Annotated in this window: 19 protein-coding genes; 9 read left to right on the top strand and 10 right to left on the bottom strand. The window is 43.9% G+C overall.

Annotated elements, in window-relative coordinates:
• Positions 1–25: 25 nt before the first annotated feature.
• Both G5B00_RS01205 and G5B00_RS01200 read left to right on the top strand, forming a co-directional pair.
• Positions 26–1,744 (top strand): GMC oxidoreductase, encoded by a 1,719-nt coding sequence (locus tag G5B00_RS01205; protein WP_163871420.1) that lies wholly within the window; start codon positions 26–28, stop codon positions 1,742–1,744.
• 219 nt (positions 1,745–1,963) lie between these two features.
• Positions 1,964–3,778 carry a glycoside hydrolase family 2 protein gene (locus G5B00_RS01200; RefSeq protein WP_240894342.1) on the top strand — a complete coding sequence of 605 codons (1,815 nt, stop codon included), beginning with the start codon at positions 1,964–1,966 and terminating at the stop codon, positions 3,776–3,778.
• 20 nt (positions 3,779–3,798) lie between these two features.
• Here the strand turns inward: G5B00_RS01200 and G5B00_RS01195 are convergent, their stop codons facing one another.
• Positions 3,799–4,578 (bottom strand): response regulator, encoded by a 780-nt coding sequence (locus G5B00_RS01195; protein WP_163871418.1) that lies wholly within the window; start codon positions 4,576–4,578, stop codon positions 3,799–3,801.
• A 5-nt stretch (positions 4,579–4,583) separates the two neighbouring features.
• Positions 4,584–7,601, bottom strand: a complete 3,018-nt coding sequence (locus G5B00_RS01190) for a two-component regulator propeller domain-containing protein (protein WP_163871417.1) — start codon at positions 7,599–7,601, stop codon at positions 4,584–4,586.
• 647 nt (positions 7,602–8,248) lie between these two features.
• Between G5B00_RS01190 and G5B00_RS01185 the strand changes: the two genes are divergently transcribed.
• Complete coding sequence (locus tag G5B00_RS01185) at positions 8,249–9,394, top strand: aldose epimerase family protein (protein ID WP_163871416.1); 1,146 nt, start codon at positions 8,249–8,251, stop codon at positions 9,392–9,394.
• Between the two features lie 32 nt (positions 9,395–9,426).
• On the opposite strand, the gene G5B00_RS01180 is transcribed toward G5B00_RS01185, so the two are convergent.
• Positions 9,427–10,110 carry a phosphoribosylaminoimidazolesuccinocarboxamide synthase gene (locus G5B00_RS01180; protein WP_163871415.1) on the bottom strand — a complete coding sequence of 228 codons (684 nt, stop codon included), beginning with the start codon at positions 10,108–10,110 and terminating at the stop codon, positions 9,427–9,429.
• A 118-nt stretch (positions 10,111–10,228) separates the two neighbouring features.
• Here G5B00_RS01180 and G5B00_RS01175 point away from each other — a divergent pair, with 118 nt between their 5' ends.
• Positions 10,229–10,744: a phosphoribosyltransferase family protein gene (locus tag G5B00_RS01175; RefSeq protein ID WP_163871414.1), complete on the top strand. Its 516-nt coding sequence runs from the start codon at positions 10,229–10,231 to the stop codon at positions 10,742–10,744.
• 51 nt (positions 10,745–10,795) lie between these two features.
• Here G5B00_RS01175 and G5B00_RS01170 read toward each other — a convergent pair whose 3' ends face one another.
• Positions 10,796–11,434 carry a bifunctional 4-hydroxy-2-oxoglutarate aldolase/2-dehydro-3-deoxy-phosphogluconate aldolase gene (locus G5B00_RS01170; RefSeq protein ID WP_163871413.1) on the bottom strand — a complete coding sequence of 213 codons (639 nt, stop codon included), beginning with the start codon at positions 11,432–11,434 and terminating at the stop codon, positions 10,796–10,798.
• A gap of 22 nt (positions 11,435–11,456) precedes the next feature.
• Positions 11,457–12,446: a sugar kinase gene (locus tag G5B00_RS01165; protein ID WP_163871412.1), complete on the bottom strand. Its 990-nt coding sequence runs from the start codon at positions 12,444–12,446 to the stop codon at positions 11,457–11,459.
• 173 nt (positions 12,447–12,619) lie between these two features.
• Here G5B00_RS01165 and G5B00_RS01160 point away from each other — a divergent pair, with 173 nt between their 5' ends.
• Genes G5B00_RS01160 through G5B00_RS01150 form a run of 3 tightly spaced genes read left to right on the top strand, consistent with a single transcriptional unit; the run spans position 12,620 to position 16,121 of the window.
• A complete protein-coding gene (locus tag G5B00_RS01160) occupies positions 12,620–13,441 on the top strand; it encodes an SDR family oxidoreductase (RefSeq protein ID WP_163871411.1) in 822 nt (273 codons plus the stop codon).
• 22 nt (positions 13,442–13,463) lie between these two features.
• A complete protein-coding gene (uxuA, locus tag G5B00_RS01155) occupies positions 13,464–14,633 on the top strand; it encodes a mannonate dehydratase (protein WP_163871410.1) in 1,170 nt (389 codons plus the stop codon).
• 45 nt (positions 14,634–14,678) lie between these two features.
• Positions 14,679–16,121, top strand: coding sequence for an MFS transporter (locus G5B00_RS01150; RefSeq protein WP_163871409.1), 1,443 nt, complete (start codon positions 14,679–14,681; stop codon positions 16,119–16,121).
• A 42-nt stretch (positions 16,122–16,163) separates the two neighbouring features.
• Here the strand turns inward: G5B00_RS01150 and G5B00_RS01145 are convergent, their stop codons facing one another.
• The 5 genes from G5B00_RS01145 to G5B00_RS01125 all read right to left on the bottom strand — a co-directional run bounded on the left by G5B00_RS01145 (position 16,164) and on the right by G5B00_RS01125 (position 21,975).
• Complete coding sequence (locus tag G5B00_RS01145) at positions 16,164–17,594, bottom strand: lytic transglycosylase domain-containing protein (RefSeq protein ID WP_163871408.1); 1,431 nt, start codon at positions 17,592–17,594, stop codon at positions 16,164–16,166.
• Between the two features lie 104 nt (positions 17,595–17,698).
• Complete coding sequence (locus G5B00_RS01140; RefSeq protein WP_163871407.1) at positions 17,699–17,905, bottom strand: twin-arginine translocase TatA/TatE family subunit; 207 nt, start codon at positions 17,903–17,905, stop codon at positions 17,699–17,701.
• 84 nt (positions 17,906–17,989) lie between these two features.
• The gene (locus G5B00_RS01135) at positions 17,990–19,255 is read right to left on the bottom strand and encodes a murein hydrolase activator EnvC family protein (protein WP_163871406.1); all 1,266 of its coding nucleotides are present in this window, start codon (positions 19,253–19,255) and stop codon (positions 17,990–17,992) included.
• 277 nt (positions 19,256–19,532) lie between these two features.
• Entirely contained in the window at positions 19,533–20,297 is a 765-nt protein-coding gene (locus G5B00_RS01130) for a DUF4292 domain-containing protein (protein WP_163871405.1), read from the bottom strand.
• The gene (locus tag G5B00_RS01125; protein WP_163871404.1) at positions 20,287–21,975 is read right to left on the bottom strand and encodes a tetratricopeptide repeat protein; all 1,689 of its coding nucleotides are present in this window, start codon (positions 21,973–21,975) and stop codon (positions 20,287–20,289) included. The genes G5B00_RS01130 and G5B00_RS01125 overlap by 11 nt, the downstream gene beginning before the upstream one ends.
• 159 nt (positions 21,976–22,134) lie before the next feature.
• On the opposite strand from G5B00_RS01125, the gene G5B00_RS01120 reads away from it, so the two are divergent.
• Together G5B00_RS01120 and G5B00_RS01115 are read left to right on the top strand one after the other, a co-directional pair.
• Positions 22,135–22,419: a hypothetical protein gene (locus tag G5B00_RS01120; protein WP_163871403.1), complete on the top strand. Its 285-nt coding sequence runs from the start codon at positions 22,135–22,137 to the stop codon at positions 22,417–22,419.
• The gene (locus tag G5B00_RS01115; protein ID WP_205966238.1) at positions 22,412–25,168 is read left to right on the top strand and encodes a DEAD/DEAH box helicase family protein; all 2,757 of its coding nucleotides are present in this window, start codon (positions 22,412–22,414) and stop codon (positions 25,166–25,168) included. The genes G5B00_RS01120 and G5B00_RS01115 overlap by 8 nt, the downstream gene beginning before the upstream one ends.
• Positions 25,169–25,234 lie beyond the last annotated feature (66 nt).

Below are 25,234 nucleotides of genomic sequence, written 5' to 3'. Positions count from 1 at the left end.
ATCTGTTAATTATCAACGAGAGAGCATGGCAAACTTAAATATAGATAGTGTAAAGGAGCGGACTTTCGATGCTATAGTCATCGGTTCGGGTGCAAGTGGTGGTTGGGCAGCAAAAGAATTTACGGAGCGAGGGCTCAGAACATTGGTTCTCGAACGAGGTCGTGACGTCGTACATATAAAGGATTACCCCACTACCAACCTTTATCCGTATGAGCTGGAACACCGTGGAGAGATCGTATATGCCGATAAGCAAGCAAATCCTATTGCAAATAGATGCTATGCTTATAGAGAAGATTCTCAACATTTTTTTGTCAAAGACGATGAGCATCCTTACGTTCAGGAAAAGGACTTTGATTGGATACGTGGCTATCAGGTAGGAGGGAAATCGCTGATCTGGGCCAGACAGACACAGCGTTGGAGCGAGTATGATTTTGAGGGGCCGGCACGGGACGGATTTGCAGTAGACTGGCCGATCCGATACCAGGATATTGCACCCTGGTATAGCTATGTAGAGCGTTTCGTGGGTATAGCGGGAAATAAAGATGGATTGTATACGCTTCCGGATGGCGACTTCTTGCCGGGGTATCCATTGAATGCTGTAGAGGATTATTTTCGCCAATCGGTCGACAACAATTTTAAGGACAGGCATGTCATCAGTGCGAGATGCGCACATCTTTCCGAACCACAGCCTATACATATCCAGCAGGGACGGGTGAAATGCCAGCACCGTGTGCTGTGCCAGCGTGGTTGTCCTTTTGGCGGATATTTCAGCAGCAATGCATCTACACTTCCTTGGGCACAAAAAACAGGTAATCTGACATTACGGCCACATTCCGTAGTGCATTCTATATTGTATGATCAGGAATCCGGAAAAGCCACCGGTGTCAAAGTGATCGATGCGGAATCTTTAGAAGAGATGGATTTCTTTGCTCCTGTGATTTTTGTGAACGCTTCGGCGTTGAATACGAATCTCATTTTGCTTAATTCCAAATCTGATCGTTTTCCGCAAGGACTTGGAAATGACAACGGATTGTTGGGTAAATACGTGGCTTTCCATAATTATACTGCTCGGATCAGTGCCGAATACGATGGATTGCTGCAATACCGTACCGATGGACGCAATCCGGCAGGAGGGGGATATATCCCCAATTTCCGTAATGTAACCCATCAGGAAACAGGCTTCCTACGGGGATGGGCTGCTACATTTGGGGCAAACCGTGCGGTGATCCGAGATACCCAAGCTGTGGGCGATGCACTCAAGAATGCCCTGTTGGATGACTCAAAATGGAGTAATTGGCGTGTACATTCACACATGATGGCCGAGACTATTCCGAAAGAAAATAATTGGGTATGGTTGGATGGCGATAAAACAGACAAATGGGGCGTGCCACTCTTGCATATCTCCATAGACTATGCCGAGGATGATTGGCAAAGGCGCCAAGATTATTACGAGCAGATGACCGCCATGTATGAGGCAGCGGGATTTACGAATATCAGGACCAGGGATGATCCCCGTCGTCCGGGAAATGATATCCATGAAATGGGAGGGGTGAGAATGGGACATGATCCCCAGACTTCTTTATTGAATAAGTGGAACCAGCTCCACCTCTGCCAGAACGTGTACGTCACGGATGGTGCCTGTATGACTTCGACCGGTACACAGAATCCTACATTGACCTATATGGCACTGACAGCGAGAGCTGTGGACCATGCCGTGAAATCGCTGAAAGATGGAACGTTATAGGTGGTTCACTGAATTTTTGACTTCTCGGACACCCTCCATCTCTGCTACCTGTACTTGGCAATAGGTCTATTAAAGAGGGATAACATATTGTCATTATTGAGACGATTTGACGTTATTTTGAATAAAAAGGTTAAGTTTATGTTTGTATTATATTGCATTTTTGAGACATAAACCGAAATCGAAGCGCTCATGGAGAGATTTTTTGTATTTGCATGTCTTATGACAAATATTTGGTTCACGGCACAGGCACAAGTTTGGAAGCCTGTGGAAGGCAAGATCCTAACGACGTGGGGAGAGCATCTGGATTATAAAAAGCCACATGCCGAATATCCTCGCCCGCAACTGGTGCGGGAAAACAATTGGGTAAATCTCAATGGTTTTTGGAAGTATGCGATCGTCGATAGAGAGCTGTCTACTGTACCCGCAGATTGGGAAGGAGATATTTTAGTGCCTTTTTCGGTAGAATCTGCCCTGTCCGGTGTGGGAAAACGAGTCGGCAAAGACAAAGCGTTGTGGTATCACAATACAATTACTATTTCCAAACAGCTTAGAAAAGGCCATGTTCTTCTTCACTTTGGTGCGGTGGATTGGCAATGCGATGTCTATGTGAACGGACAGCACGTGGGGCGTCACGAAGGCGGTTTTGATCCCTTCTCATTCAATATTACCCCATCCTTGAAAAAGGGAGAAAAGCAAGAAGTGGCTATCCGTGTCTGGGACCCGACCAATGAAGGGCCTCAGCCACGGGGAAAGCAGATCAACAACCCCCATGGTATTTGGTATACGCCGGTTACAGGTATCTGGCAAACCGTTTGGCTAGAGTCTGTACCGTCTACCTTTATCGCTCATACCAAGCACACCCCCGATGTGGATCAATCCGTGTTGCATGTCGAGACTGACATACAGCATGCTGAAGCAGGAGATGAATTGAAGGTCGTAGCCTTTGATAAAGATAAAATAATCGCTGAAACCTCTGTTTCTGTCGGAAACTCCGTAAAACTGTCGATACCGCAAGCTCAATTGTGGAGCCCGGATAACCCTAAACTCTATAATCTGGCTATACAAGTCGTCCGAAAAGGGAAGACGGTTGATGAGATCAAGAGTTATTTTGCCATGCGCAAAATTGAAATGAAGAAAGACAAGAACGGCATACAGCGTATATTTCTGAACAATGATTTTGTTTTTAATTATGGACCGTTAGATCAGGGTTGGTGGCCGGATGGATTGCATACACCACCTTCTGACGAGGCGATGCTATTTGATATTGTCAAAACCAAGGAAATGGGTTTTAACATGATCCGTAAGCACATCAAAGTAGAGCCCGCACGTTGGTATAGCTACTGTGACAGTATCGGTATTTTGGTGTGGCAGGATATGCCAAGTGGTGATCTGGGCGGAAATGTGTGGGATATGCAGCCCGGTAAGATTTCCAATGGTGTGCATGACAAGAATAGGACAGCCGAATCGGAGGCAATTTACAAAAGGGAATGGAAACACATCATGAATGCTTTGCACAATTTTCCGAGTATTGTGGTTTGGGTTCCGTTCAACGAAGCCTGGGGCCAGTTCAAGACAAAGGAAATTACAGCATGGACCATGGATTATGATCCGTCGAGATTGGTCAATAGCGCGAGCGGAGGCAACTTCTCGTACACCGGACATATATTGGATATACACAATTATCCGGATGCCGCTATGCCGGATCCTAGTCTGTTTGGCGATAAATTTATTTTGGCTTTGGGTGAATTTGGTGGACTGGGCTTGCCCATAGAGCATCATACCTGGCAGGATAAAGACAACTGGGGCTACCAATCTTTTAAAAACAAAGATGCCTTGAAGAAACGCTACCGAGAACTGGTCCATGATATGAACGAGCTTATCAAAAGAGGGCTATCTGCCGGTGTATATACCCAAACTACGGATGTAGAAGTCGAGACTAACGGTCTCATGACCTATGATCGAAAAGTGATCAAAATTCCGGAAGTAGAGCTGAAGAAAATGCACGAAGTGCTTTATCTCCATTCTATCGATTGATTAGATCGGAGATAGGACGGTTATTTATGCTTTGCGGCATAATCTTTAGGGCTGATTCCAAAATGTTTTTGGAAATTGCGGGAAAAATGTGAAGCCGTACTGAAGCCTAAGAGATCCGCAATCTCATAAACTTTGTGTTCACCATCCACCAATAGCTGGGTGGCCTTGTTCAACCGGGTGAGGTTGATCAATTCATTGGGAGACAGGTCTGACAGTACTTTTATTTTTCGATAGAGCGTCGGCCTGCTCATATACAGTCGATCTGCCAACATATCTACGCACAGAGCAGGGTCGGCCATGTTTTCCAAAATAAGTTTGTTGAGCTTCTTTAAGAAAATCTGATCGGATTTATTGTGTCCGCTGATGTCCAATGGACTGCTCGGCATACGCTGGAAATGATCTTTCACATGTTTTCTATTGCGTAGGAGGCTGGATATCTGAGCTTCTAAAAAGTTTGGAGAAAAAGGTTTTTCGATATAGGCATCTGCCCCATACTCCAAGCCTTCTATTTTGGATTGCAAACTGTTCTTTGCTGTCAGCATAATAAAAGGAATATGGCAATATTTTTCATTCTCTTTGAGCTTCGTGCAAAATTCATAGCCATTTAGTTGAGGCATCATGATATCACTGACGATCAGATCGACATCGTGCAGATAAACATAATCTAAAGCCTCTTGTCCATTTCGCGCTTTGACCACTTCGTACTTGCCCTCCAGGTCATCAGCTATAAAATCCAAGATATCCTCGTGATCATCTGCTAATAAGACAATGGATTTTTCGGTTTCAAAATCTGTTTGCATAGCATTTATATTGGTATCTCTAAGACAAATATATTCAAATTTTCTGTGTTTTTTTTGTATTCCAGTTTTCCGCCGTGCAGCGAAGCAAATGAGTATGCCAATGCCAGCCCTAAGCCCGATCCCTTCACGCGATAATGTGTACTGGCGCGTTGGAAAGGCTCGAAAATCTGCATGATCTCTTCGTCGGAAAGTAAAATCCCATCATTTTTTACTTCGATGCAGAAAGCCGTTTTTTCCCTTGTTTTGTACAGGTTGATATAAACTTCCTTTTCCGCATATTTGAAGGCATTTGATAAGAGATTGGACAGGATCTTATAAATGGTTTCGATATCGATATTGGCATATAAACGCTTGTCCAGCTTTGTGGTCAGCTTGATCTGTTTGCTCTCTATCAATGGGGAAAAATCTTGTAAACATATCAAAATGAGGGAACTCACCGATTGTTTTTTTAGTTTTAATGAAAATTGATTGCTTTCTACTTTTCTGAAATCTAGCAGATTGTCCGTCATTAAGAGTAGCTTTTCGGTGTTTTGGTGAATAGTTTTTAGCCACTTGTCTGCTTTTTGAGGTTCATTGCCCTCCATGATTTTTTCAAGGGGAGCTTTGATGAGGGTCAATGGTGTCTTGATATCGTGGGTAATCTGCATAAAGAAATCCATTTTGGCTTTATAAAGTTCCTTTTCTTTATGTGCCTTAATCTTTTCCAGACGTCGCCTATTCTTATCCTTCACTTTTCGGTCATAATTGTAAATCATCCAACCTATGAGGCCTATGGTCAGTAAAGCGTAAATGATATAAGCAGGGACACTGGCCCAATAGGGAGGAAGTATGACAATTTCCAGGGATTTTATTTTGGAGATAGGAGTCTTATTGGCATCGGCCGCCATGACTTCAAATGTGTACTTTCCCGGAGGAATTTTAATGAAATTAGCTTTTGCATTATTTCTCAAAAAAGTCCAGGTCGTGTCCAACCCAACCAGTCTATAAAGGTAAGAGGTGGAATTGGCCGAGGCAAAATTTAATGCAACAAAGTCTAGGCTAATGGTCGACTCATCGTATTTTAACTTTATTTTGTCGGTGTACAAAATGGATCGGGACAAGGCATTGTTATGGTCTTGGATAGTCAGCTCCTGTTGGTTGGCTTGTATGCCGGTGATATAAATAGGGGTGTCAAAATCTGTTTTGTACAGATCGGTGACAGCAGATGGGTTGAATCGGATAAGTCCTTTTGAGGATCCAAAGTAAAGCAGGCCCTGGGAATCCTTGAAAGCGGAGTTGTAGTTGAATTGCAAGTCCAATAAACCATGTTCCAGACTATAGGTCTCAATTCTGTGGGACTGAATATCCATTTTTACCAACCCTTTTGTAGTCGATATCCAAAGATATCCCAGGTCATCCTCTTGCATGGCCAAGATCAGATTACTAGGTAATCCCTCTTTTGTCGAGAAACGTCTAAAGGACGCATGTTCTTTATGATAGAGGCATAATCCGCTCTCTGTGGCCACCCAAATCTGTCCTTTGGAATCTTGAAATACACGATTGACACGGTTGCTGCTGATAGAGGTATGGTCTTTGGGGTCGTGTACAAAACGTATAGCTTCATTTTCTTCGGAATCTACTCTGTACAAACCATCCCGCCAGGTGGTCAGCCATAAATTATGGTCTTTGTCTTCAAATATATACGTAAAAAAGATGTATCCAGGAGCCGCTTTGAAAGGTATAAACTGATCCTTTCCAGGGATAAACTGATAAACTCCTGGGGCGGTGGCCAATAAAATTTTGCCTTTGGAAGTCTTGCAGATATGGTAGACAAAATTGTTTTTTAGGGTTTGATGGGTGTTGTTGGAATCGAAATGTTTTATCACTTTTTTTCGTCGGATGTCCATGACATCGAGTCCTTGAAAAAAAGTGCCGATGAGCAGACTGTCTCCTGCAATCAACAATCCGTGTATATTGGTATGCGCTAATCCGGCTTCGGGTCCAAAATTTATGAAGTTTTTTGTTTTTTGATCCCAATAGGATAGTCCTTGGTCCTCTGTGCCGATCCAAAGATTTTTTTGCGGATCTTCCACAATTTCCCTGACCGCGTGCCCACCGATAGTGTTGGGCGAATTGCGGGGAAAGATCTTTTCAAAAAGGTTGTGTTGCGGATGATAATAGTTTATTCCGCCGAAAAATGTGCCCACCCATATTCCATCTTGATTGTCTTTCAATACCGTATAAACAGCATTGTCAGAAAGACTCCAGGGATTGTCTTTTTCATGTATTACATGCAGCGTACGCTGTGACTTGATGTCGTGCATAAATAGCCCACTTTCGGTGGCTATCCACAATTGATTTTCATTTATTTGCTCGATATCCCGTACATATAGAGGTTTGTTGCCGATATCTTTGATGACTTGTTGTGTTTTTTTTGAATCTCTGTTCCATCTGTAGACTCCGTTTTGAGAGGTTCCGATCCAAATGTCATTGTTTTTGTCTACAAACAATTCTTCGACTCCGCCCGAGATTTGCTTGCCACTTGCAAATACATAGTGCTTGCCGCTTGCGATATGGCAGATGCTTTCTCTCAGACCTACCCAGACATTATCGTCATGGTCAATACAGAAGGCATGGATGTTTTCATTCCAACGCTGTGCGTAGGTATTGTCAATTTGTTGTGTTTTGGGGTCGTATTTGTAAAGTCGGCTGTTGGTTATAAACCAGATATTTCCTTGCCGGTCTTCAGAGATCTGTAAGGTTTCGCTTCTGGAGATCTTATCAAAACGAGCAAATTCTTCCTGTTGGGGGTTGTAGATGTAGATGCCTTGGTCCGTACCGACCCAGATCTCATTTGTATTGCGTACCATAAGGCTGTGGACGAGGTTGCTTCCCAAGCTTTTTTCGTTTTCGGATTCATGGAAAAAATTCTTGAAGCGGTATCCATCAAATCTGTTCAGCCCGTCTCGGGTACCAAACCAAATAAAACCATCCTTGTCCTGTACGCTACACAGTATAGCATTGTTTGATAGTCCCCTGTTCACTTGAAAGTGATTGAAATAGTATGGCGATGGCGACCCTCTGAGCAGTGTAGAGAAAAAGCAAAGAACAAGAAATAGCCAAAGTCTTGATAACATGCACACAGGTTTATCTTATAAAAATAGGGGAAGTTTTTATAACGGTCAAACACTAGGGGCTAGAAAAGTTTTTTTGAGACAAAATCGTGTTTTTATGATACGATTTTGATTGAAATTTTATGGGAATGTCGACATTTTTAGATGAACATAATGTATGGGTGCACGACAAAAATCCGTTTTTATGTCATGTCGACGATAGGAGACATCTGTTAGCCACAAAGATAGATTCCTCCTATTCCCGAATGCGTTCGGGACAAGCTGTCGGAATGACAATGATTTTTCAACAATCTGCATTTTGTCGTGCACCCTAATGTATGTTAAAAGAAATCCGTAATATTGGTAAGTCTAAGAGCCTGTCTAAAATTTTACCGAAAATTTTATTATGGTCTTTTTAGCTTTATCTTTGCTATATTTTGATGCTCTGTTGAGCCTATTTTTCACTTCATATTCTTGATTTAGCCCGCTAAATCTGCCAACACGAAGCAAAAAATCCATCTCAAAATAGCTATAAAATATTTAGCAATAAAATTTAAACAGGCTCTAAAAACAAAGAAATGAAGAAAAATTCCCTAGGCATACTTTCGGTCCTGGTATTGATATGGTGTTCTTGTAGCAATCATCGGGAAGAGCAAAAAACAGTTTCCGGACTGGAACGCAAGAATTTCCAAAGTATAGTCAAAGGTAAAGAAACAGATTTGTTTACCTTAAAGAATGCTTCCGGCATGGAGATCTGTATCACGAACTATGGAGGTAGAATAGTCTCTATTATGGTCCCGGACCGTGATGGTAAGCTACAGGATGTGGTATTGGGCTTTGACAATATACAAGAGTATGTGGTGAAACCGTCCTCCTTTGGCGCTACGGTAGGACGATTTGCAAACAGGATTGCTTATGGAAAATTTCCCTTAGACGGTGATACGGTCTCACTCGGTTTGAATAACGGCAACCATACTATTCATGGTGGTGCAGAGGGATGGCAAAACCAGGTATTCGATGCGGAACAGGTCGCGGATAGCTTGCTGCTGTTGCGCTATGTATCGAAGGATGGAGAGGCTGGTTTTCCGGGAGAAGTGCATGTTGAAGTCAGTTTTCGTCTAGAAGACGACCATACGTTAAAAATAGATTATTTGGCGAAAACCGATAAAAAGACCGTCATTAATATGACCAACCATAGTTTTTTTAATTTATCGGGTGGCCCAAAGAATGCTATACTGGATCATGTTCTTTTGGTAAATGCAGATGCTTATACACCACTAAATGGAGAACTCATCACTACAGGAGATATTGAAAATGTAGCTTCTACAGCATTTGATTTTACAAATCCGATTTCGGTTGAAGCCGCATTGCAACGGGATAGCCTACACCCTCAACTTCAGTTGGCACAAGGATTTGACCATAATTATGTACTGCGTGACACGCGTAGTCCGGAGGTGCCTGCTGCCCGTGTATATTCCCCTCGTACGGGTATCCTATTGGATGTGTACACCACGGAACCCGGATTGCAGGTGTACACCGGCAATATGCTGGATGGTTCAAGACAGGGTAAAGGGGGGATATTTTATCATAAGTATGCCGGGCTTTGCCTGGAGCCCCAACATTATCCCGACTCGCCGAACAAACCAAACTGGCCGTCGACGATACTGGAACCCGGCAATACTTATACAAGTTCCAGCATCTATCGATTTGGCCTTAAGGAGTAAGAATTGTTGCGAAAGAGATAAGAGTATATCCGTTAGGACAAAAATATCTTTTCCAATTCCAATGGAGGGATATACGTTCCTTGTTGGTAGACACGCATATTTCCACCCGAAATCTCATCGATCAAAAGGAGTTGGTTTGTTGCCTTGTCGTAACCAAATTCCAATTTGATATCGTACAGTTCGAGGCCTTTTTTTGCCAACTCTTCCTTGACAATATCACAGATTTGTTGGGTGAGTTGTTTGAGCTGCTGGTACAATTCTTTGGAGAGGATGCCCAACATCGCCAGAGCATCTTCTGAAATAACAGGGTCACCACGTTCGTCATCTTTGATCGTGACCTCGACAAAACGATCCAGATCCTGGCCCTCTTGGCAATAGGCCGCATAGCGTCTTAGGAAGCTTCCTACGGCTTTGTAGCGACAGATGACTTCCAGTCCCTTGCCCAATACCTGCGCTTCCTTGACGGTCATGGACACGTTGTCCAGATCGGCGCCGATAAAGTGGGTAGGGATGCCACGGCTGTTGAGCAGTTCGTAGAAGTATTTGGTCATTTTCAGCCCGGATTTTCCGGCTCCTTCGATAGTCAGTCCTACGGTGTTGGCTCCTGGATCGAAGACACCGTTTTCGCCTGTCACATCATCTTTGAATTTCAGTAAGATTTGGTTGTTGTCCAGTTTATAGACATCTTTTGTTTTTCCTCGATATATCAGTTGCATAGTATTTTTTGTTAGCGGCCGCAAATTACCCGAACTTTTCCAAAGTTCAAAACTTTGGAAAAGTTAATGGGAATCATTCAGACTTTTTATTTAATTTAGCCTAGTAAATCCGATCATAATGTCAACGAAGAAAACGCTTATTCTAAACAAAGAACAGATACATCAGAAATCCCGCCGTATTGCGTATCAGATTTTGGAGGACAATTTTGAGGAAAAAGAAATTGTTTTGGTCGGTATAGCAGACCGTGGTTATGTATTTGCCCAGCGTCTACAGAAAATTCTACAGGAGTTGGCCACGGACAAGAGTATCGCGCTTATAAAGGTTACGATCCAAAAAAACAAACGTAATCTCGAAGCTGATACAGACCTTCCTGTTGAGATTGCCAAGGACAAAGTGGTCATCATCGTGGATGATGTGCTCAACAGTGGCCGTACATTTACGTATGCTTTGGGTGTATTTATGGATGTTCCGCTCAAAAAGTTGCGTACAGCAGTACTCGTAGATCGCAGCCATCACTTATTTCCTATATTCAGCGACTTTTATGGGGTCAAACTATCCACTATTTTGAAAGAACATGTGGAGGTGTGTCTGGAAGAATTGGATAATGACGAGGATGCGGCGTGGGTACGATAAAGATTTTTGCTACAACTTGACGTCGCATTTTGCGACGTCAAGTTGTAGCCCTTAACCGATCCACCCAAACAATTTGGCAGCCCTCTCTGATAGCCAGGAATAATCCTTTGCATCGGCTGGAGGATTGAACAGTTTGGAGCCTAAGCCTACCGAGAATACCCCGGCATCAAACCAGTTCCGTATATTTTTTTCTTCTACATCTACGCCTCCGGTAGGCATAAATTTGGTGTTTGGAAACAACGGTCTGATTGCTTTTAGGAAGTTGGGTCCTAAAGTGTCTCCCGGAAAGAGTTTGACCAGGGGAGCACCCAAAGCTTCGGCTTGAGCGATTTCGGTGGGGGTCATACAACCCGGTATCCATAAGACGCCTTTGTCTAGTGTTACTGCGGCGATACTGCTCAATACAATAGGGCTGACGATAAAATCTGCTCCCGCTTCGATAAAGTCTTCCGCCTGTTTTGCCGTTTTGATCGTACCTATACCTAATAGGAGATCCGGGAAATGAGTTTTTTTGTATTCCAACAGGATACGGAAATTTTCCAAGGCCCTGGGACCTCGACTGACGAATTCGAAGACCCTTATCCCTCCGGTGTAGGCAGCTTGGAGTACATTGATACAGGTTTGGCTATCATCGTGATAGTAAACCGGTATGACGGGATGTTTTGCGATGGTTTGTAATATCTCGTTCATGATTGTATGTTCTTTACGGTTCTCAATATTTTCCATTTCCAAAATCACCTTCTACAAAAAGCTTTTGATAGCCTGCTCCTGTAGCTGTGTCGATGATCTCTTGAGGAGATTTATGCTGCTTCAATGCATGGATGAACCCGCCCATAAAGGCATCGCCACTACCGATTCGATCGACGACCTCGTGTGTTTCGTAGATGCGGGACATGGCATTGTCCTGGCGAGAGTGGTAGGTACCATAGAAGTAATTGTGACGAGCCTCATCCATAAAACGGAAGGTGTTGGCAATGTGTTTGGCCTTGGGAAAACGAGTAAATATCTCCGCAGCAGACTTCGCGGAGTAGTCTACATAGGTTTCCGTAGGTGTGTGTCGATGAAAGGCTTCGTCGATGGATGTCCCCAACATCTTATTCGCCGCCCATATATTGCCCATGATCACATCACAATATTCCACGAGTTGAGGCATGACTTCGATAGGATCTTTGCCATATTGCCACAATCTATTTCTATAATTCAAATCGACGGAGATCGTGATGTTACGTTTGTTTGCCTCGCTCAGGATATATTGGATCAAGGTAACCATCTGTGGATTGAGGGCAGGTGTCAATGCGGTCCAATGCAACCAATCGACGCTATGTAGTAATCTATCCACTTGAATGTCGGCTATATCCAATTGACTGAACGCCGAGTACTTCCTATCGTAGATCACTTCGCCTTTTGTCAGTCCATTGGCTGATAGAAGGATATAAGTTCCTATCCGGTCTCCGGTTTTGATAACTTTTGAGGTATCTATCTTTAATGCATCGAGTGTACGGATGATTTCGTCGGATAGTGCATTGTCGGGGAATGCACTGAAATAGCTCGTAGGCGTACCCATTTGTGCCAAAGTCGCGGCCACATTGGCCTCTGACCCTCCTGGATATATACGGAGTAGATTGTTATTTGGTTCGAAAAAAGAATTGCCTAGAGCCTGCTGTCTGATCAGTATCTCGCCAAGGCATAATACACTATTCATCGTTACGGTTTTTTAATATGACGGAAGCTAAAATACAACTATTAAACGAAATAGTAGACTGTTTTTCTATAGAATTCTACACGAAATCGTTATCGTAATTAATGTTCCTATAATTGGCTAATCTTCATTATCTTGCGAGCTATTTACGCTTATAAACAGTTAGCAATTATAACATGAATATCTTAGAAAAATTTTCATTAAAGGGAAAAGTAATCGTTGTCACCGGAGGTACCGGTATACTGGGCAAAAACTTTGTAAAAGCGCTTGCCGAGGCCGGAGCAAAAGTATGTATCCTCGGACGTAGCATTGAAAAGGCCAACGAACGTGCAAAGATGGTGGAAGAATTGGGAGGCGAGGCATTGGCGCTATCGGCCAATGTGATGGATGAGCAGTCGATGATCGATGCGAGGGAGCAGGTGCTGGCAAAATGGGGTACCATCGATGGCTTGGTCAATGCGGCAGGAGGAAATATTCCCGGTGCTACGATAGGACCGGATCAAGATTTGTTTGCCAGTAATGTACAAGATACGATCAAAGCTATCGAATTAAATTTGTTTGGCTCTATCATACCGACACATGTTTTTGGTAAAGTAATCGCCGAAAAAGGAAGTGGAAGTATTGTCAATATTGGATCTCTATCTTCCAGTCAGGCCATTACAAGGGTATTGGGCTATACTGTGGCAAAAAATGGAATCATCGGATACACCAAATGGATGGCGACAGAAATGGCCTTGAGATATGGAGACAAGGTGCGTGTCAATGCTATTGCACCGGGAGTGTTCCTCACAGAGCAGAACAGGACATTGCTCACCAATCCTGACGGCAGCTTTACAGAAAGGGCACAACGTTTTGTCAATGGTACACCTTTTTCGAGATTGGGTGATCCATCGGAGTTGGAAGGTACGCTGATCTATTTATTGAGTGATGCTGCTGGATTTGTCTCCGGGGAGACGGTATATGTAGATGGAGGATTTAATGCCTGGACAGGAGTTTAAAAAAAACGGATTAAATAAAAGTATGAATAAAAGATTTGAACAGACGTGGAGATGGTATGGGCCTAATGACCCCGTATCTTTGCAGGATGTAAAACAGGCCGGTGCCACAGGGATAGTGACGGCGCTACACCATATTGGCCATGGAGAAGTATGGCCTTTGGAAGATATACAAGAACGTAAACGTATTATCGAAGAGTCGGGGCTGACCTGGTCGGTGGTCGAAAGCGTGCCTGTGCACGAGGCGATCAAGACGCGCCGTGCCGATGCGGGGCCGTATCTCGAAAACTATAAGCAGTCTTTGCGCAATCTAGCCGCTTGTGGTATACATATCGTAACGTACAATTTCATGCCGGTACTGGATTGGACGCGTACCCAACTGGATCTGGAAATGCCCAATGGTGCCAAAGCTTTGTATTTTGATTGGAATGACTTGGCTGTGTTTGATATTTATGTCTTAAAGAGAGAGGGTGCGGAACAGGATTATCCGGCAAGTATCGTTGCAGAGGCTAAGCTACGTTATGAAACCAAATATTCTCCAGCGGATTTAGAAGAACTGAAACGTGTTGTTTTGATGGGGATACCGGGCGAAAAAGATGTTACGGTAGAAGAGTTCAATAAAAACCTGGAAACGTATAAGGACATCGGATTGGACGGATTGTTGGATAATCTGTTGTGGTTTTTGAATGAGATTGCGGAGGTGTGTGAAGAAAATAATATAAAGATGGCGATACATCCGGATGATCCACCTTATCCGATATTGGGCTTGCCTCGTATTGCATCCAATAAGGAGGATTATCTAAAAATAATACAAGGCGTGGACAAAGCTTTCAATGGAGTTTGTTTTTGTACGGGCTCTTTGGGTGCCGGCAAGGACAATAATGTGCCGGAGATAGCCGAAGCAATCAAACATCGTGTATATTTTGCGCATTTCCGTAATGTCAAGAAAGATGCTGAAGGAAATTTCTTCGAAGCGGATCACTTGGCCGGAGATGTAGACATGGCTGCGGTGGTCAAGATATTTATCGAGGAAAACCAACGTAGGAATACGCCGATTCCATTCAGACCTGACCACGGGCATCAGATGTTGGACGATCTGCATAAGCAGACCAATCCGGGATATTCTGCCATCGGCCGATTGAGGGGGCTAGCAGAAGTAAGAGGATTGGAATTAGGTATTCTAAGTGTGATTTAATACATTTAGCCTTTATAAATCTATTTTAAATATTAATTTTATAAAATGAATTTAACAAAAATGAGTAACTACCGATGGACCATCTGTAGCTTATTGTTTTTTGCGACGACGATCAATTATTTGGATAGACAGGTTCTTTCTCTCACTTGGACAGATTGGATACAACCTGAGTTTCATTGGACCAATGAGGATTATGGAAATATTGCCGGTGTTTTTTCTTTGGTATATGCGATCTCCATGCTGTTCGCAGGAAAATTTATTGATTGGATGGATACGAAAAAAGGCTTTTTGTGGGCTATTTTTATCTGGTCTATAGGAGCCTGTATACATGCTCTATGCGGGATAGCTACGTCAGGGATTTTAGCCGGGGAATGGTTTGTAGGATTTGAAGGTGCCAGAGAGGTTATTTCAAAAATTGGCAATACGACTTTAGTTGCTTCGACGAGCGTTACTTTATTTATTGTGGCCCGTGTTGTGTTGGCGGTCGGTGAGGCCGGGAACTTTCCGGCAGCTATCAAGACGACGGCAGAATACTTTCCAAAGAAAGATCGTGGCTTTGCAACGAGTATTTTCAATGCCGGCGCAACTATCGGTGCATTATTGGCTCCACTTACCATTCCGTTTATCGCGGATGCATGGGGATGGGAAGCTGCGTTTATCATCATCGGTGCGTTAGGTTTTATCTGGATGGGCTTTTGGTTATTCATGTATGACAAGCCGCACAGGCAAACTAAGGTGAACCAGGCAGAGCTCGATTACATCAATCAGGATGATAGCGTAGAGGTGACGGCTGAGCCTGTACAAGCTGTAGTGACAGAGCAGCCGAAAGTCAGTTTCGCTAAATTGCTGCAATACAAGCAGACATGGGCTTTTGCCGTGGGTAAGTTTATGACTGATGGGGTGTGGTGGTTTTACTTGTTTTGGATACCGGCTTATTTACACTCTGTGTATGGCCTGTCGTCGACAGAGAGTGCGCCATTGATCTTTGTGCTTTACTTGATTACATTGCTCTCTATCGTGGGAGGCTGGTTGCCGACGTATTTCGTAGAGAAGAAAGGGATGAACCCGTATGCCGGAAGGATGCGTTCCATGTTGATTTTTGCTTTCTTCCCATTACTGGCACTATTTGCACAACCTTTGGGTACTGTGTCTGTATGGTTGCCGGTTATTATCATCGGTATTGCCGGAGCTGCCCACCAGGCTTGGAGCGCTAATATTTTCTCAACTATCGGGGATATGTTTCCCAAGTCAGCGATCGCTACCGTAACAGGAATCGGGGGTATGGCTGGCGGTGTCGGAGCATTCTTTATCAATAAAGGATCCGGCATGCTGTTTGATTATTCGGCGAATACAAATATGAATTTCTTCGGGTTTGAAGGTGTGCATGCGGGTTACTTCATTATTTTCTCCATCTGTGCGGTGGCCTACCTTGTCGGCTGGGCCATTATGAAAGCATTGGTGCCAAAAATGAAGTTGATACAGCTTTAAGAGCAGTAGGGGCAAAAGATTTTTTGCCCCTACATGTTATTATTACCCTCTATTGATTTTCAAACGCATTCCGGGACGGATGAGGTTGGATTTTAAATTGTTGTCTGCTTTTAACTTAGCTACGGATACACCCTTATATCTTTGTGCAATCCTATCCAGCGAATCCCCTTTCTTGACTGTGTAATACACGATGTCTGATGCGGTTTTCTTATTGACCGCTTTCTTGACATTGGAAGCTAGTTTTGCATCTATCGGTTGCTCTACGATAAGTGTTCTCCCGGTGATTTTGCTTTTGGCACTCAGCCCATTCCATGCTCTTAGATTCTGTACCGATACACCAAACTTCTTGGCGACCGTATGGATGGATTCGTTACGACGCACACGGTAATTTTTCGAGGGGCGCGTGGTTGCCAAAGCTTCTTCTTGTACTAACGTAGCTATTGGCACAGGCTGTGTGTTTAAGGCTACGTAGAGGAGGCTATCGTTTATCGAAGAGGTTTCGGGTAGGAGCAGGCGCTTGGGACGTTCTGCCGTACCGTTGACGATATTATGCTTGTAAGCAGGGTTGTATTTTTTGAGTTGATCCAAAGGCAGGTCTATAGCCCGTGCGACCTTGTTGAGATCCACCGTTCTATTGACCATGAGCATCTTGCTTTGCAGATCCAATTCTGTATCTACTGGGTAGATATCATAGAAGTCGGCCATCTCCATGACATATGTCATCGCAATATACTTTGGGATGTAATTGCGTGTTTCCTGTGGAAGGTATGGTGACAATTCCCAGAAAGAGGGATTCCGAAGCCCCGAACGTTGAATAGCGCGCTGTACACAACCCCTTCCACAGTTATAAGAGGCCAGGGCCAATAACCAATCGTCGAATTGATCGTAGGCTTCGCTCAAATAGCGTGTGACGGCATAAGAAGAGGCGTATGCATCTTTGCGTTCGTCCACATAGCTATTCATGTCGAGATCATATATTTTGGCCGTGGCGTACATGAATTGCCAAGGGCCTACAGCACCGGAAGTGGATACCAAATGGGGATTGAGTGATGATTCGACCAGAGATAGATACTTGACCTCTTCGGGTATAGCATTTTCCCTAAATATCTGCTCGTAAATAGAAAAGTAATGTCGACTCAACCCCAAGAGTTTATTCATATAGGGACGGTAGTTGGCCGAGGTGTACTTGTCTATATAGCCTTTGACTTGGGAATTGTATTCCAGGGGAATAGTCGTCGCTATACTTTTTAGCCTTTTCAGGATGAGGATATCTTCCGAAGTATTTTCGACTGCAGGGTCTACATTCTCGCGGATCGAGTCCAGTTCAAAAGACAGCTTGTTGTTTAATGTCTCGATATAGCTTATCATGGAGCTTTGCAGCTCTTCCTTATGATTGTCAATAGATATTTCCTGTGCAAATCCGACTGTACTGAATAATCCGGCTGCAAAAGAAAGATATATATTTAACTTCATACGACTATTATTTGATAAGAATAGGGGAAATTAAAAAAAGAGACTTTCATTTTGGTGCGATAGCACAAAACGAAAGTCTCCAGTATGGTCTAAGCAGTAACCACTTATGGATTACTTGTTGTGTTTTCGTTGGACGATGTAGGCTTTGCTTCGGAGGTATCTTCTTTCTGACCCTCTTTAAACTCTTTGACACCTCTCCCCAGACCCCGCATTAATTCAGGGATTTTCTTTCCTCCAAACAAAAGAAGAGCCAATACAACGATGATAATGATCTCGTTGGTTCCGATAAACAATAATGATGATGATAACATATTTATAATAATAATCTTTTAAAAATCAGTTTTATACAATTCGACTAATACAAATATAAGTAATAATAATTTAATATCCTGTAACTATCTTGCTATCCAAGGCGTTGGATCGAAATCGTTTTGCCCTTGAGAGAGTCCAAAATTGACCACAGGATACCCTAGATCTGCATCTTCGCCTGCTGTACCGATCTGTTGGCCACGGGATATTTTTTGCCCACGACGTACGGATACACTTGCCAGATTGGAGTAGAAACTAAAATATTCACCATGTTTGAGCACGACTACTCCTGGCAGTGCCTGTACGACCTCTCCGTCAAATATTGCTTTGACGGAGGCATTGCTGGAGGTTCGGATGGCGATGTCTGGATTATTGGTGGGGATACCCTCTATGATTTCCCTTCCGTATCCTCGGACGATATTGCCTTGAGAGACGGGCCATGGCAGCCGGCCTCTGTTGGATTTGAAATCGGCCGAAAGGCGAGCGGCTTCTGGTGTAGAACGTAATATTTCGCTATCTGTTTTTTTAGGGGTTGCTTTTTCTACCTCGGCTACGGTCTTGCCTGTACGCCGTGCTTCTTCTTCTGCCGCTTTGCGCCGTGCTTCTTCTGCTCTACGCCGTTCTTCGGCGATTTCACGTGCAATAGCTGCCTTGATCTGTGCATTTATACGGTTTCGTTGCTGTTGTTTTTTGGAGAGTTGACTTTGGACAGAGCGCTCTTCCTTGACGAGTTGCCGCAGTTCGTTGGCATGTGCTGCCCTATCTTTGGCGATGATATCCCGTTCTTTTTGCTGCTCTTTGAGGAGTGCGGTCTGTGTCTGGCGGTCGGCTTCCAGACGGGCAATTTTCAATTCGATCTCTTTTTGGGTGCTTTCTATTTCAGCCGCTTTTATCTTTCGTGCGTCGCTGAATTGTTGAAGGTATTTTACACGTTTAAAAGCTTGGTTAAAATCTTTGGAAGCAAAGATAAACATCATCTTGTTATAGGCATTCTTGTTCCGGAAGGCAAACATGACCATCTTCTCATAGTCTTTTCGCATTTTTTCCAGTTCTGCCTTTAAAGTATTGATGGCTTTGGTGTTTTCATTGATTTGATGACTGAGATTACCGAGTTCACGATTGATGACGGTAATCTTGCTTTCACGAAGATTGAGCTGTTTGCTTAAGGCATTGACTTCACGCTGTGAAAGTATTTTTTCCCTGGTTGTGGCGGCTAGTTCTTTGTTCAGTGCAGCAATGTCAGCATTGATTTTTTCCAGCTCTTTTTTCAATTGGGCGCTGCTCTGTCCAAAACTCCACTGTCCTACAGCAATTATAAAGAGTACACTGAATAATAGTTTTTTCCAATCCATCGAATGATATACCTTGTTGACTAGCTTTTTACCAAGTGACCAAAATTAAACATATCTGAACGAGTTGCCTAATAAATTGGACTTTTTAACACCTTTTTAATTATACATGACAAAAAAACTTGTCCGACGCAAACTGGCGCACGAACCGAGCGAAGCGAGCTCATCGAAGATAATCCCTTCGTGTGCCATAAATAACAAGCAGCTAACATGACGGTCACAAGTTACCCTTTGGTAAACTTGCGACAGGTCAGAACAGGATATTTATACCCTATCCAGCTTATTCCACGACCTTATAGCGGGCCGGGACGGAAAACGGAAATTCCAAAATTTCATTGAATACAACCTTGTTGTATTCCAATTGGGCATTGATTTTCATGTTTTCTCCCCGAAGCTGTATATGCTGGTTTTGCGGAAAATCGTATCCGCCGAAATCAGCATATTTTCCGTAATAGGATTCCATGCTTTGATCGGTGGCCATCGGAACCAGCCGGAAGACTTTGGGTCTTCGATTGGTATTCAGACTGTATTGAAAAGACAGTTGATCTTTGACACCCACCAATTGCATCTCGTCCCCACTGTCGGCCACTGTCAGTTGATCCGTTCGAAGCAATGCGAGCGATACGTTGCCCATGAATAGGTCTTGCAGCGTTGCGAAGGTGATCCCTGGATTGGTGTAACGATGAATATAATTGAAAGGCTTGTGGATATACTCGGCCTGCAATTTATTCAAGATCTTCACGCTATCGGGCGTGATGAGGATACGGGCTACCTCTATGCCCAATAGTGCCGTGACCGATATCCAAATAGTCTGATCCCGATTGATCCTAAAATTGAGGGTGACATCGTGTTGTTGGTTGGCAAATTCGATCTTAGCTTTGGCTCTACCGGAGAAAGAATGAAAATCAAGGTTATTGATTTCCATATTGCCTACGGTGACCGTCGTGCCGTGTGTATCTTTCGATATAGAAGCGCTCTTTCGTTTTGTACCACAGGACGAAATGAGCAGTATGGCCACGAAGAAAATTGCCCACTTATTCCACATATCTTTTTTCTTTTATTTTTGTTTGGATTCGCTGTATGTCTGCAGTGTTTTCTTTACTCATGGTCAATGCTTTTTCCCATTGTTTGAGCGCATCTTTTTCACGCCCTACCATACTGAGGATATCTCCATAATGTTCGTACAATACGGCGGAAGTCTGCGTTCCTCTCATGGCTTTTTCGATCCATGTGAGGGCTTCCTTATATTTGGCCTGCTGAAACAGTACCCAGGCGTAGGTGTCCTGAAAAGTGGCCGAATTGGGCTCCATTTCATTGGACATTCTGGAGTAACGCTCGGCTTTTTCCAAGTCCTTTTTGCGCACGGATAGGTAGTAAGCGTAGTTGTTGAGTACCGTGACATTGGTGCTGTCCAAAGCGATTGCTTCTTCGTAAGCGACATCAGAGGCGGCGTCCATTTTCAATTGGTGGTACAGGTCTCCCAAAGCGCCATATATCATGGACTGTAGGTAGGTGTTTTCGTTTCCGCTCTGATCCAAGGCTGCTTCCAGCATTTTTCGGCTGTTGTCGTAATCTTCCTTCATCATGTAGGATAGCCCGGCAAAATAAAGGAGCATAGGGTTACCTGGGTTGACCGAGAGGGCTTCATGGCTATGCCGTACGGCATCATCGATCGAGCGTAAGGCCATATCGGTATTGATCAATAGGCGCCACGCATCGACATGATTGGGACTGATACCTACGGCTGTCAAAAAGAGGGACCTGGCTTCTTGAATATTGCCCCTACGCCATAGGATATTTCCTTTGATCACGTGACTTTCGGCTATTCGTGGATGTTTGAGCACAAGAATATTGGCCAATTCCTGTATCTGGTCACGTGAGAAAACCCTCATATCGGAGTCCATCAAGGTCAACATCACACGATGCTTGTCACCAAAGTCGACATTTTCGGCGTTGAAGGCGGCTTTGAGTGCTTCGTAGGATTGACGGGGTTTCTTTTCTTCTCGATAAGCATCCGCCAGATCCAGATAGAGCACAGGATCTGATGTGATTTTGAGCCCTCTTTCCAAGACCTCGATAGCTTGCTTGTTTTTCCGCTGCTCGCCATAAATGAAGCCTAACGTTCCGTAGACTTGCCGCAACGAAGATTTTCCATCCCAAGGTTTGAGTATGGCGGTGGCTCCATGCAGATCTTCTTTGCGGATCAATATATCGGCCTTGGCCACGTCCAGCGAATCGGAATGTCTTCCTGCTTTTACTTCCTCGTCGTATATCTGTAAGGCTTCGTCAAATTTTTTCAACCCTCCGAGAGTAGCCATCAGCTCACGTCCTACGAAACTCATCGTAGGGTTTTTGGCCCTAAAATCTTTTAACAGCTCTACGAGGTCTTCCCAATTCTTGCGTGCTCTATAGAGATCCATCAAAAATTGGAGGTTTTGTAAACTGGCCTCTTTTTCATAAGCTATCCGGGCATTTGTGACTGCGCCTTCGTAATCCCCCATTTGACCCAACAGTAGCCCTTTGGCATAATATACATCGGCTTCCTCCGGGTATTGGGTCGTGATCTGGTCCAGATCCGCAATAGCCCCTCTAAAGTCTCCAGCCCTTAACTTGACCTCCACGGCTTCCAGAGCCTTTTTGTAAGGTGTTTCCTTCTCCTGTGATCGAGCAGGCATCATACCTGCTATCAAAATGACCACTATCCAAATTACTCTTTTGTGCATACTACTAACAAACTTAGATAAAATGCTTCGCATTCACGAATACCAATAACAAAAAATATTTAGGAGTAATTTGCTTTTATTTAAATCACAGATCGCCGTGAAACTTTGGGTTTTTGCTGTAGCATTTTGTTGTTTTTATGCATTTTCATATTTTTAGGTATGACTTTGGACGAATTCAAGCAATCACTGTCGCAGGAGTATCCACCGGGAGGGATGCCCGTACAGTCAAAAGCCCTGTGGTATGATGCAAAAGGGGAATGGAAAACGGCCCATGACCTTATTGATCAATTGAAAGATCCTGTATCCGCTCATGTGCATGCTTACCTGCATCGGGTAGAGGGGGATCTATGGAATGCCCGGTATTGGTACAATCGTGCCCAACAACCTGAATTTATCGGTTCTTTGCAAGAAGAGTGGACATATCTGGTAGAAAAATATGGTTAATACAGGTGTGGACTGCTTTCCGGAAAATATACGGTTTAAATATCCTTGGCGAACCTATCAGCAACGTGTATTGGATGATCTGAGCAGCCATTTGCATGATGAACATTTGCATGTCATTGCTCCTCCCGGATCGGGAAAGACCGTACTTGGACTCGAAGTGATGTTGCGTTTGAACAGGCCTACCTTGATCCTGGCACCTACATTGGCTATCCGAAACCAATGGATACAACGATTCTGTGAGCTATTCCTCCAACAGGATGCCGAGCCCCATTGGATTTCGAGGGATATTTATGACCCACGTCAATTGACCGTAATCACGTATCAGGGATTACATGCGGCGTGCAACAATACTAAAGAAGAACTCATTCATGTGGAATTTGCCCATGAAACTGATGTCAAGGAGCGGAAAAAATCAAATTTTCTAAATCTTGATGCTATTGTACGAAAATTAAAAGAGCAGCAGATACAGACCTTGATCCTGGACGAAGCGCATCATCTGAAGAATGAGTGGTGGCAAACACTGACACGCTTAAAATCGAAACTTTCTCCCAAAGTGGTCGGACTAACGGCTACACCACCCTACGATGTCACGCCATTGGAGTGGAGTAGGTATACTGGACTGAATGGGGCTGTGGATGCAGAAATATCGGTGCCAGAACTTATCCGCGAAAAAGACCTGTGTCCCCATCAGGACTTTGTGTATTTCTCCAAAATTACGGCTACAGAGCATCAGAAAATCAGTGATTTTCGGGAAAAAGCAAGTAAGATTTTTGAACAGCTCTGTACAGATGCACTTTTGATAAAGGCTATAGAAGAACATCCTATGATGGTCGACCCGTTTGGACAAGAGTACTATATACATGAGAATCTGACTTTTTATTCTGCCTGTCTGATCTACCTTTCGGCAAATGACAGGGTTATTTCGCCCTCACATTTAGAATTATTGGGTATTCCGCTAGAAAAGGGTGCTATAGATCTTCCCCCGCTGGATGAAAAATGGATAGGCGAGCTTTTATATGCGTACCTTTTTGAAGAAAAGGGATATTTTGCCGCCAATTTTGAAGAAGAAAGAACGGCTTTACTGACAAAATTACGACGGGCCGGAATCGTGGATCGTAAGACCATCCGTTTTGATGGGCATCAATATATGGCTAAGCACTTGTCTTCGAGCATATCAAAATTGCATGCTATCGAGCGTATCGTGGATTTCGAATATGCACAGCTCGGGCAGGATCTGCGACAGGTGATATTGACGGATTATGTGCGCAAAGAATATTTGAGCAGCACGACCGACAATGAGATTCCCTTAAAGAGAATAGGCGTAGTCTCTATCTTCGAACAGTTGAGACGCCATAATCGCAATGCAAAGCGGTTAGGTGTGCTGACGGGCACATTGGTCATCATCCCTGCCGGGGCATTGACAGATTTTTATACGTTAGCCGACAGGGCGGGATTGGCCCATAGGCCGACTATTGCCCGGCTACCTTATGACGAAACTTATTTCAGCGTCCACGTAGATGACCGGTCGAGGGATAAGATCGTCCATATACTGACGGAATTGTTTCAGTCTGGTGCCATAGAGGTATTGATCGGTACCAAGGCGTTGCTAGGTGAGGGATGGGATGCTCCGGCCATCAACAGCCTGATATTGGCGAGTTTTGTCGGCTCATTCGTAGCGTCCAACCAAATGCGGGGAAGGGCTATCCGTACATCCTTGAAAAAACCGCAGAAAACCAGCAATATCTGGCATATTGTATGTCTTGATCCCCTAAGTAATGATGGTGGTGCAGACTTGCGGCTCATGCGACGACGCTTCCGCAATTTTGTGGGCATCTCTGAAAATGAAGGTATACGTATTGAAAATGGGTTGGGAAGGTTAGGAATACCCTTTCAGCAGCTATCGGTCGAAACGATATCTACTGTCAATGACCATATGTTTACGGTTGCAGCACAGCGTAACCGCTTGCACGAAAAATGGGAAAAGGCTCTACCTTATGGTACGACACTCGTGGAAGAAATCAAGATACCCTTTTTTGAGCCTAATCAGTTTGAACGGGTCAAAACCGCGCAGATGCAAAAGACTATCGGCAATATGGTAAGTGCTTTGGGGAGCAGTGTGTTGTTTTATGTGGAATGGTCCGGTCAGGTCATGCACAAGTTTTCCAAATTTCTGGGCGTGAATGGTAGTTATGCGCTTCTGGGAATGTTTGGCATAGGTACGGTGGTGTTTGGCTCACGGGCTTTGAAGACATTCGCTTACTATACCAGATATAGAGATATTTCCAAAGATATATACCATATCGGAAGAGCTTTGGTACAGACGCTGTGCAAGTGCAGGATATTCGCGACACCGATTGAAAAATTCAATGTGCTGACCTACAGCGACAAGGAAGGTGCTGTGTATTGCCATTTGGATGGAGGTACTACATACGAAAAATCTTTGTTTGTACAGATGATACAGGAAATAGTAGACCCTATTGCCAATCCAAGATATATCATTATCCGCAAGAGCAAGGCGCTACAACTTATCCGGCAGTGGGATTTTCATGCTGTTCCCGAAATATTGGGGAAGCATGCGGCATTAGCAAAGGATTTCGCTACTTTTTGGCAAGAACATGTGGGAGACTGCGAACTTGTGTTTACAAAAAGTATCAAAGGTCGAAAAATCATGATACGTGCCCGTGTTCATGCATTGGCCAATCATTTTAAAGGGAATGCCGAAGTAGAACATGTACATGCGTGGCAGTAGAAGTATTCAAAGACATCAGACTCTTTGATTTTTTATGTTCAGCTCAAGGAAGCAGTAGATCACATA

Origin of the sequence: Parapedobacter sp. SGR-10 (assembly GCF_011030405.1) — a bacterium.
Lineage (GTDB): Bacteria > Bacteroidota > Bacteroidia > Sphingobacteriales > Sphingobacteriaceae > Sphingobacterium.
The sequence above is the reverse complement of the archived record's forward strand: the minus strand, read 5'-3'. Positions and strand labels throughout refer to the sequence as shown.

Excerpts from the sequence above, each read along its gene's own strand:
- G5B00_RS01205 (WP_163871420.1), top strand. The coding sequence starts at position 26 with ATGGCAAACTTAAATATAGATAGTGTAAAGGAGCGGACTTTCGATGCT.
- G5B00_RS01200 (WP_240894342.1), top strand. The coding sequence starts at position 1,964 with ATGACAAATATTTGGTTCACGGCACAGGCACAAGTTTGGAAGCCTGTG.
- G5B00_RS01195 (WP_163871418.1), bottom strand. The coding sequence starts at position 4,578 with ATGCAAACAGATTTTGAAACCGAAAAATCCATTGTCTTATTAGCAGAT.
- G5B00_RS01185 (WP_163871416.1), top strand. The coding sequence starts at position 8,249 with ATGAAGAAAAATTCCCTAGGCATACTTTCGGTCCTGGTATTGATATGG.
- G5B00_RS01180 (WP_163871415.1), bottom strand. The coding sequence starts at position 10,110 with ATGCAACTGATATATCGAGGAAAAACAAAAGATGTCTATAAACTGGAC.
- G5B00_RS01175 (WP_163871414.1), top strand. The coding sequence starts at position 10,229 with ATGTCAACGAAGAAAACGCTTATTCTAAACAAAGAACAGATACATCAG.
- G5B00_RS01170 (WP_163871413.1), bottom strand. The coding sequence starts at position 11,434 with ATGAACGAGATATTACAAACCATCGCAAAACATCCCGTCATACCGGTT.
- G5B00_RS01165 (WP_163871412.1), bottom strand. The coding sequence starts at position 12,446 with ATGAATAGTGTATTATGCCTTGGCGAGATACTGATCAGACAGCAGGCT.
- G5B00_RS01160 (WP_163871411.1), top strand. The coding sequence starts at position 12,620 with ATGAATATCTTAGAAAAATTTTCATTAAAGGGAAAAGTAATCGTTGTC.
- uxuA (WP_163871410.1), top strand. The coding sequence starts at position 13,464 with ATGAATAAAAGATTTGAACAGACGTGGAGATGGTATGGGCCTAATGAC.
- G5B00_RS01150 (WP_163871409.1), top strand. The coding sequence starts at position 14,679 with ATGAATTTAACAAAAATGAGTAACTACCGATGGACCATCTGTAGCTTA.
- G5B00_RS01145 (WP_163871408.1), bottom strand. The coding sequence starts at position 17,594 with ATGAAGTTAAATATATATCTTTCTTTTGCAGCCGGATTATTCAGTACA.
- G5B00_RS01140 (WP_163871407.1), bottom strand. The coding sequence starts at position 17,905 with ATGTTATCATCATCATTATTGTTTATCGGAACCAACGAGATCATTATC.
- G5B00_RS01135 (WP_163871406.1), bottom strand. The coding sequence starts at position 19,255 with ATGGATTGGAAAAAACTATTATTCAGTGTACTCTTTATAATTGCTGTA.
- G5B00_RS01130 (WP_163871405.1), bottom strand. The coding sequence starts at position 20,297 with ATGTGGAATAAGTGGGCAATTTTCTTCGTGGCCATACTGCTCATTTCG.
- G5B00_RS01125 (WP_163871404.1), bottom strand. The coding sequence starts at position 21,975 with ATGCACAAAAGAGTAATTTGGATAGTGGTCATTTTGATAGCAGGTATG.
- G5B00_RS01120 (WP_163871403.1), top strand. The coding sequence starts at position 22,135 with ATGACTTTGGACGAATTCAAGCAATCACTGTCGCAGGAGTATCCACCG.
- G5B00_RS01115 (WP_205966238.1), top strand. The coding sequence starts at position 22,412 with ATGGTTAATACAGGTGTGGACTGCTTTCCGGAAAATATACGGTTTAAA.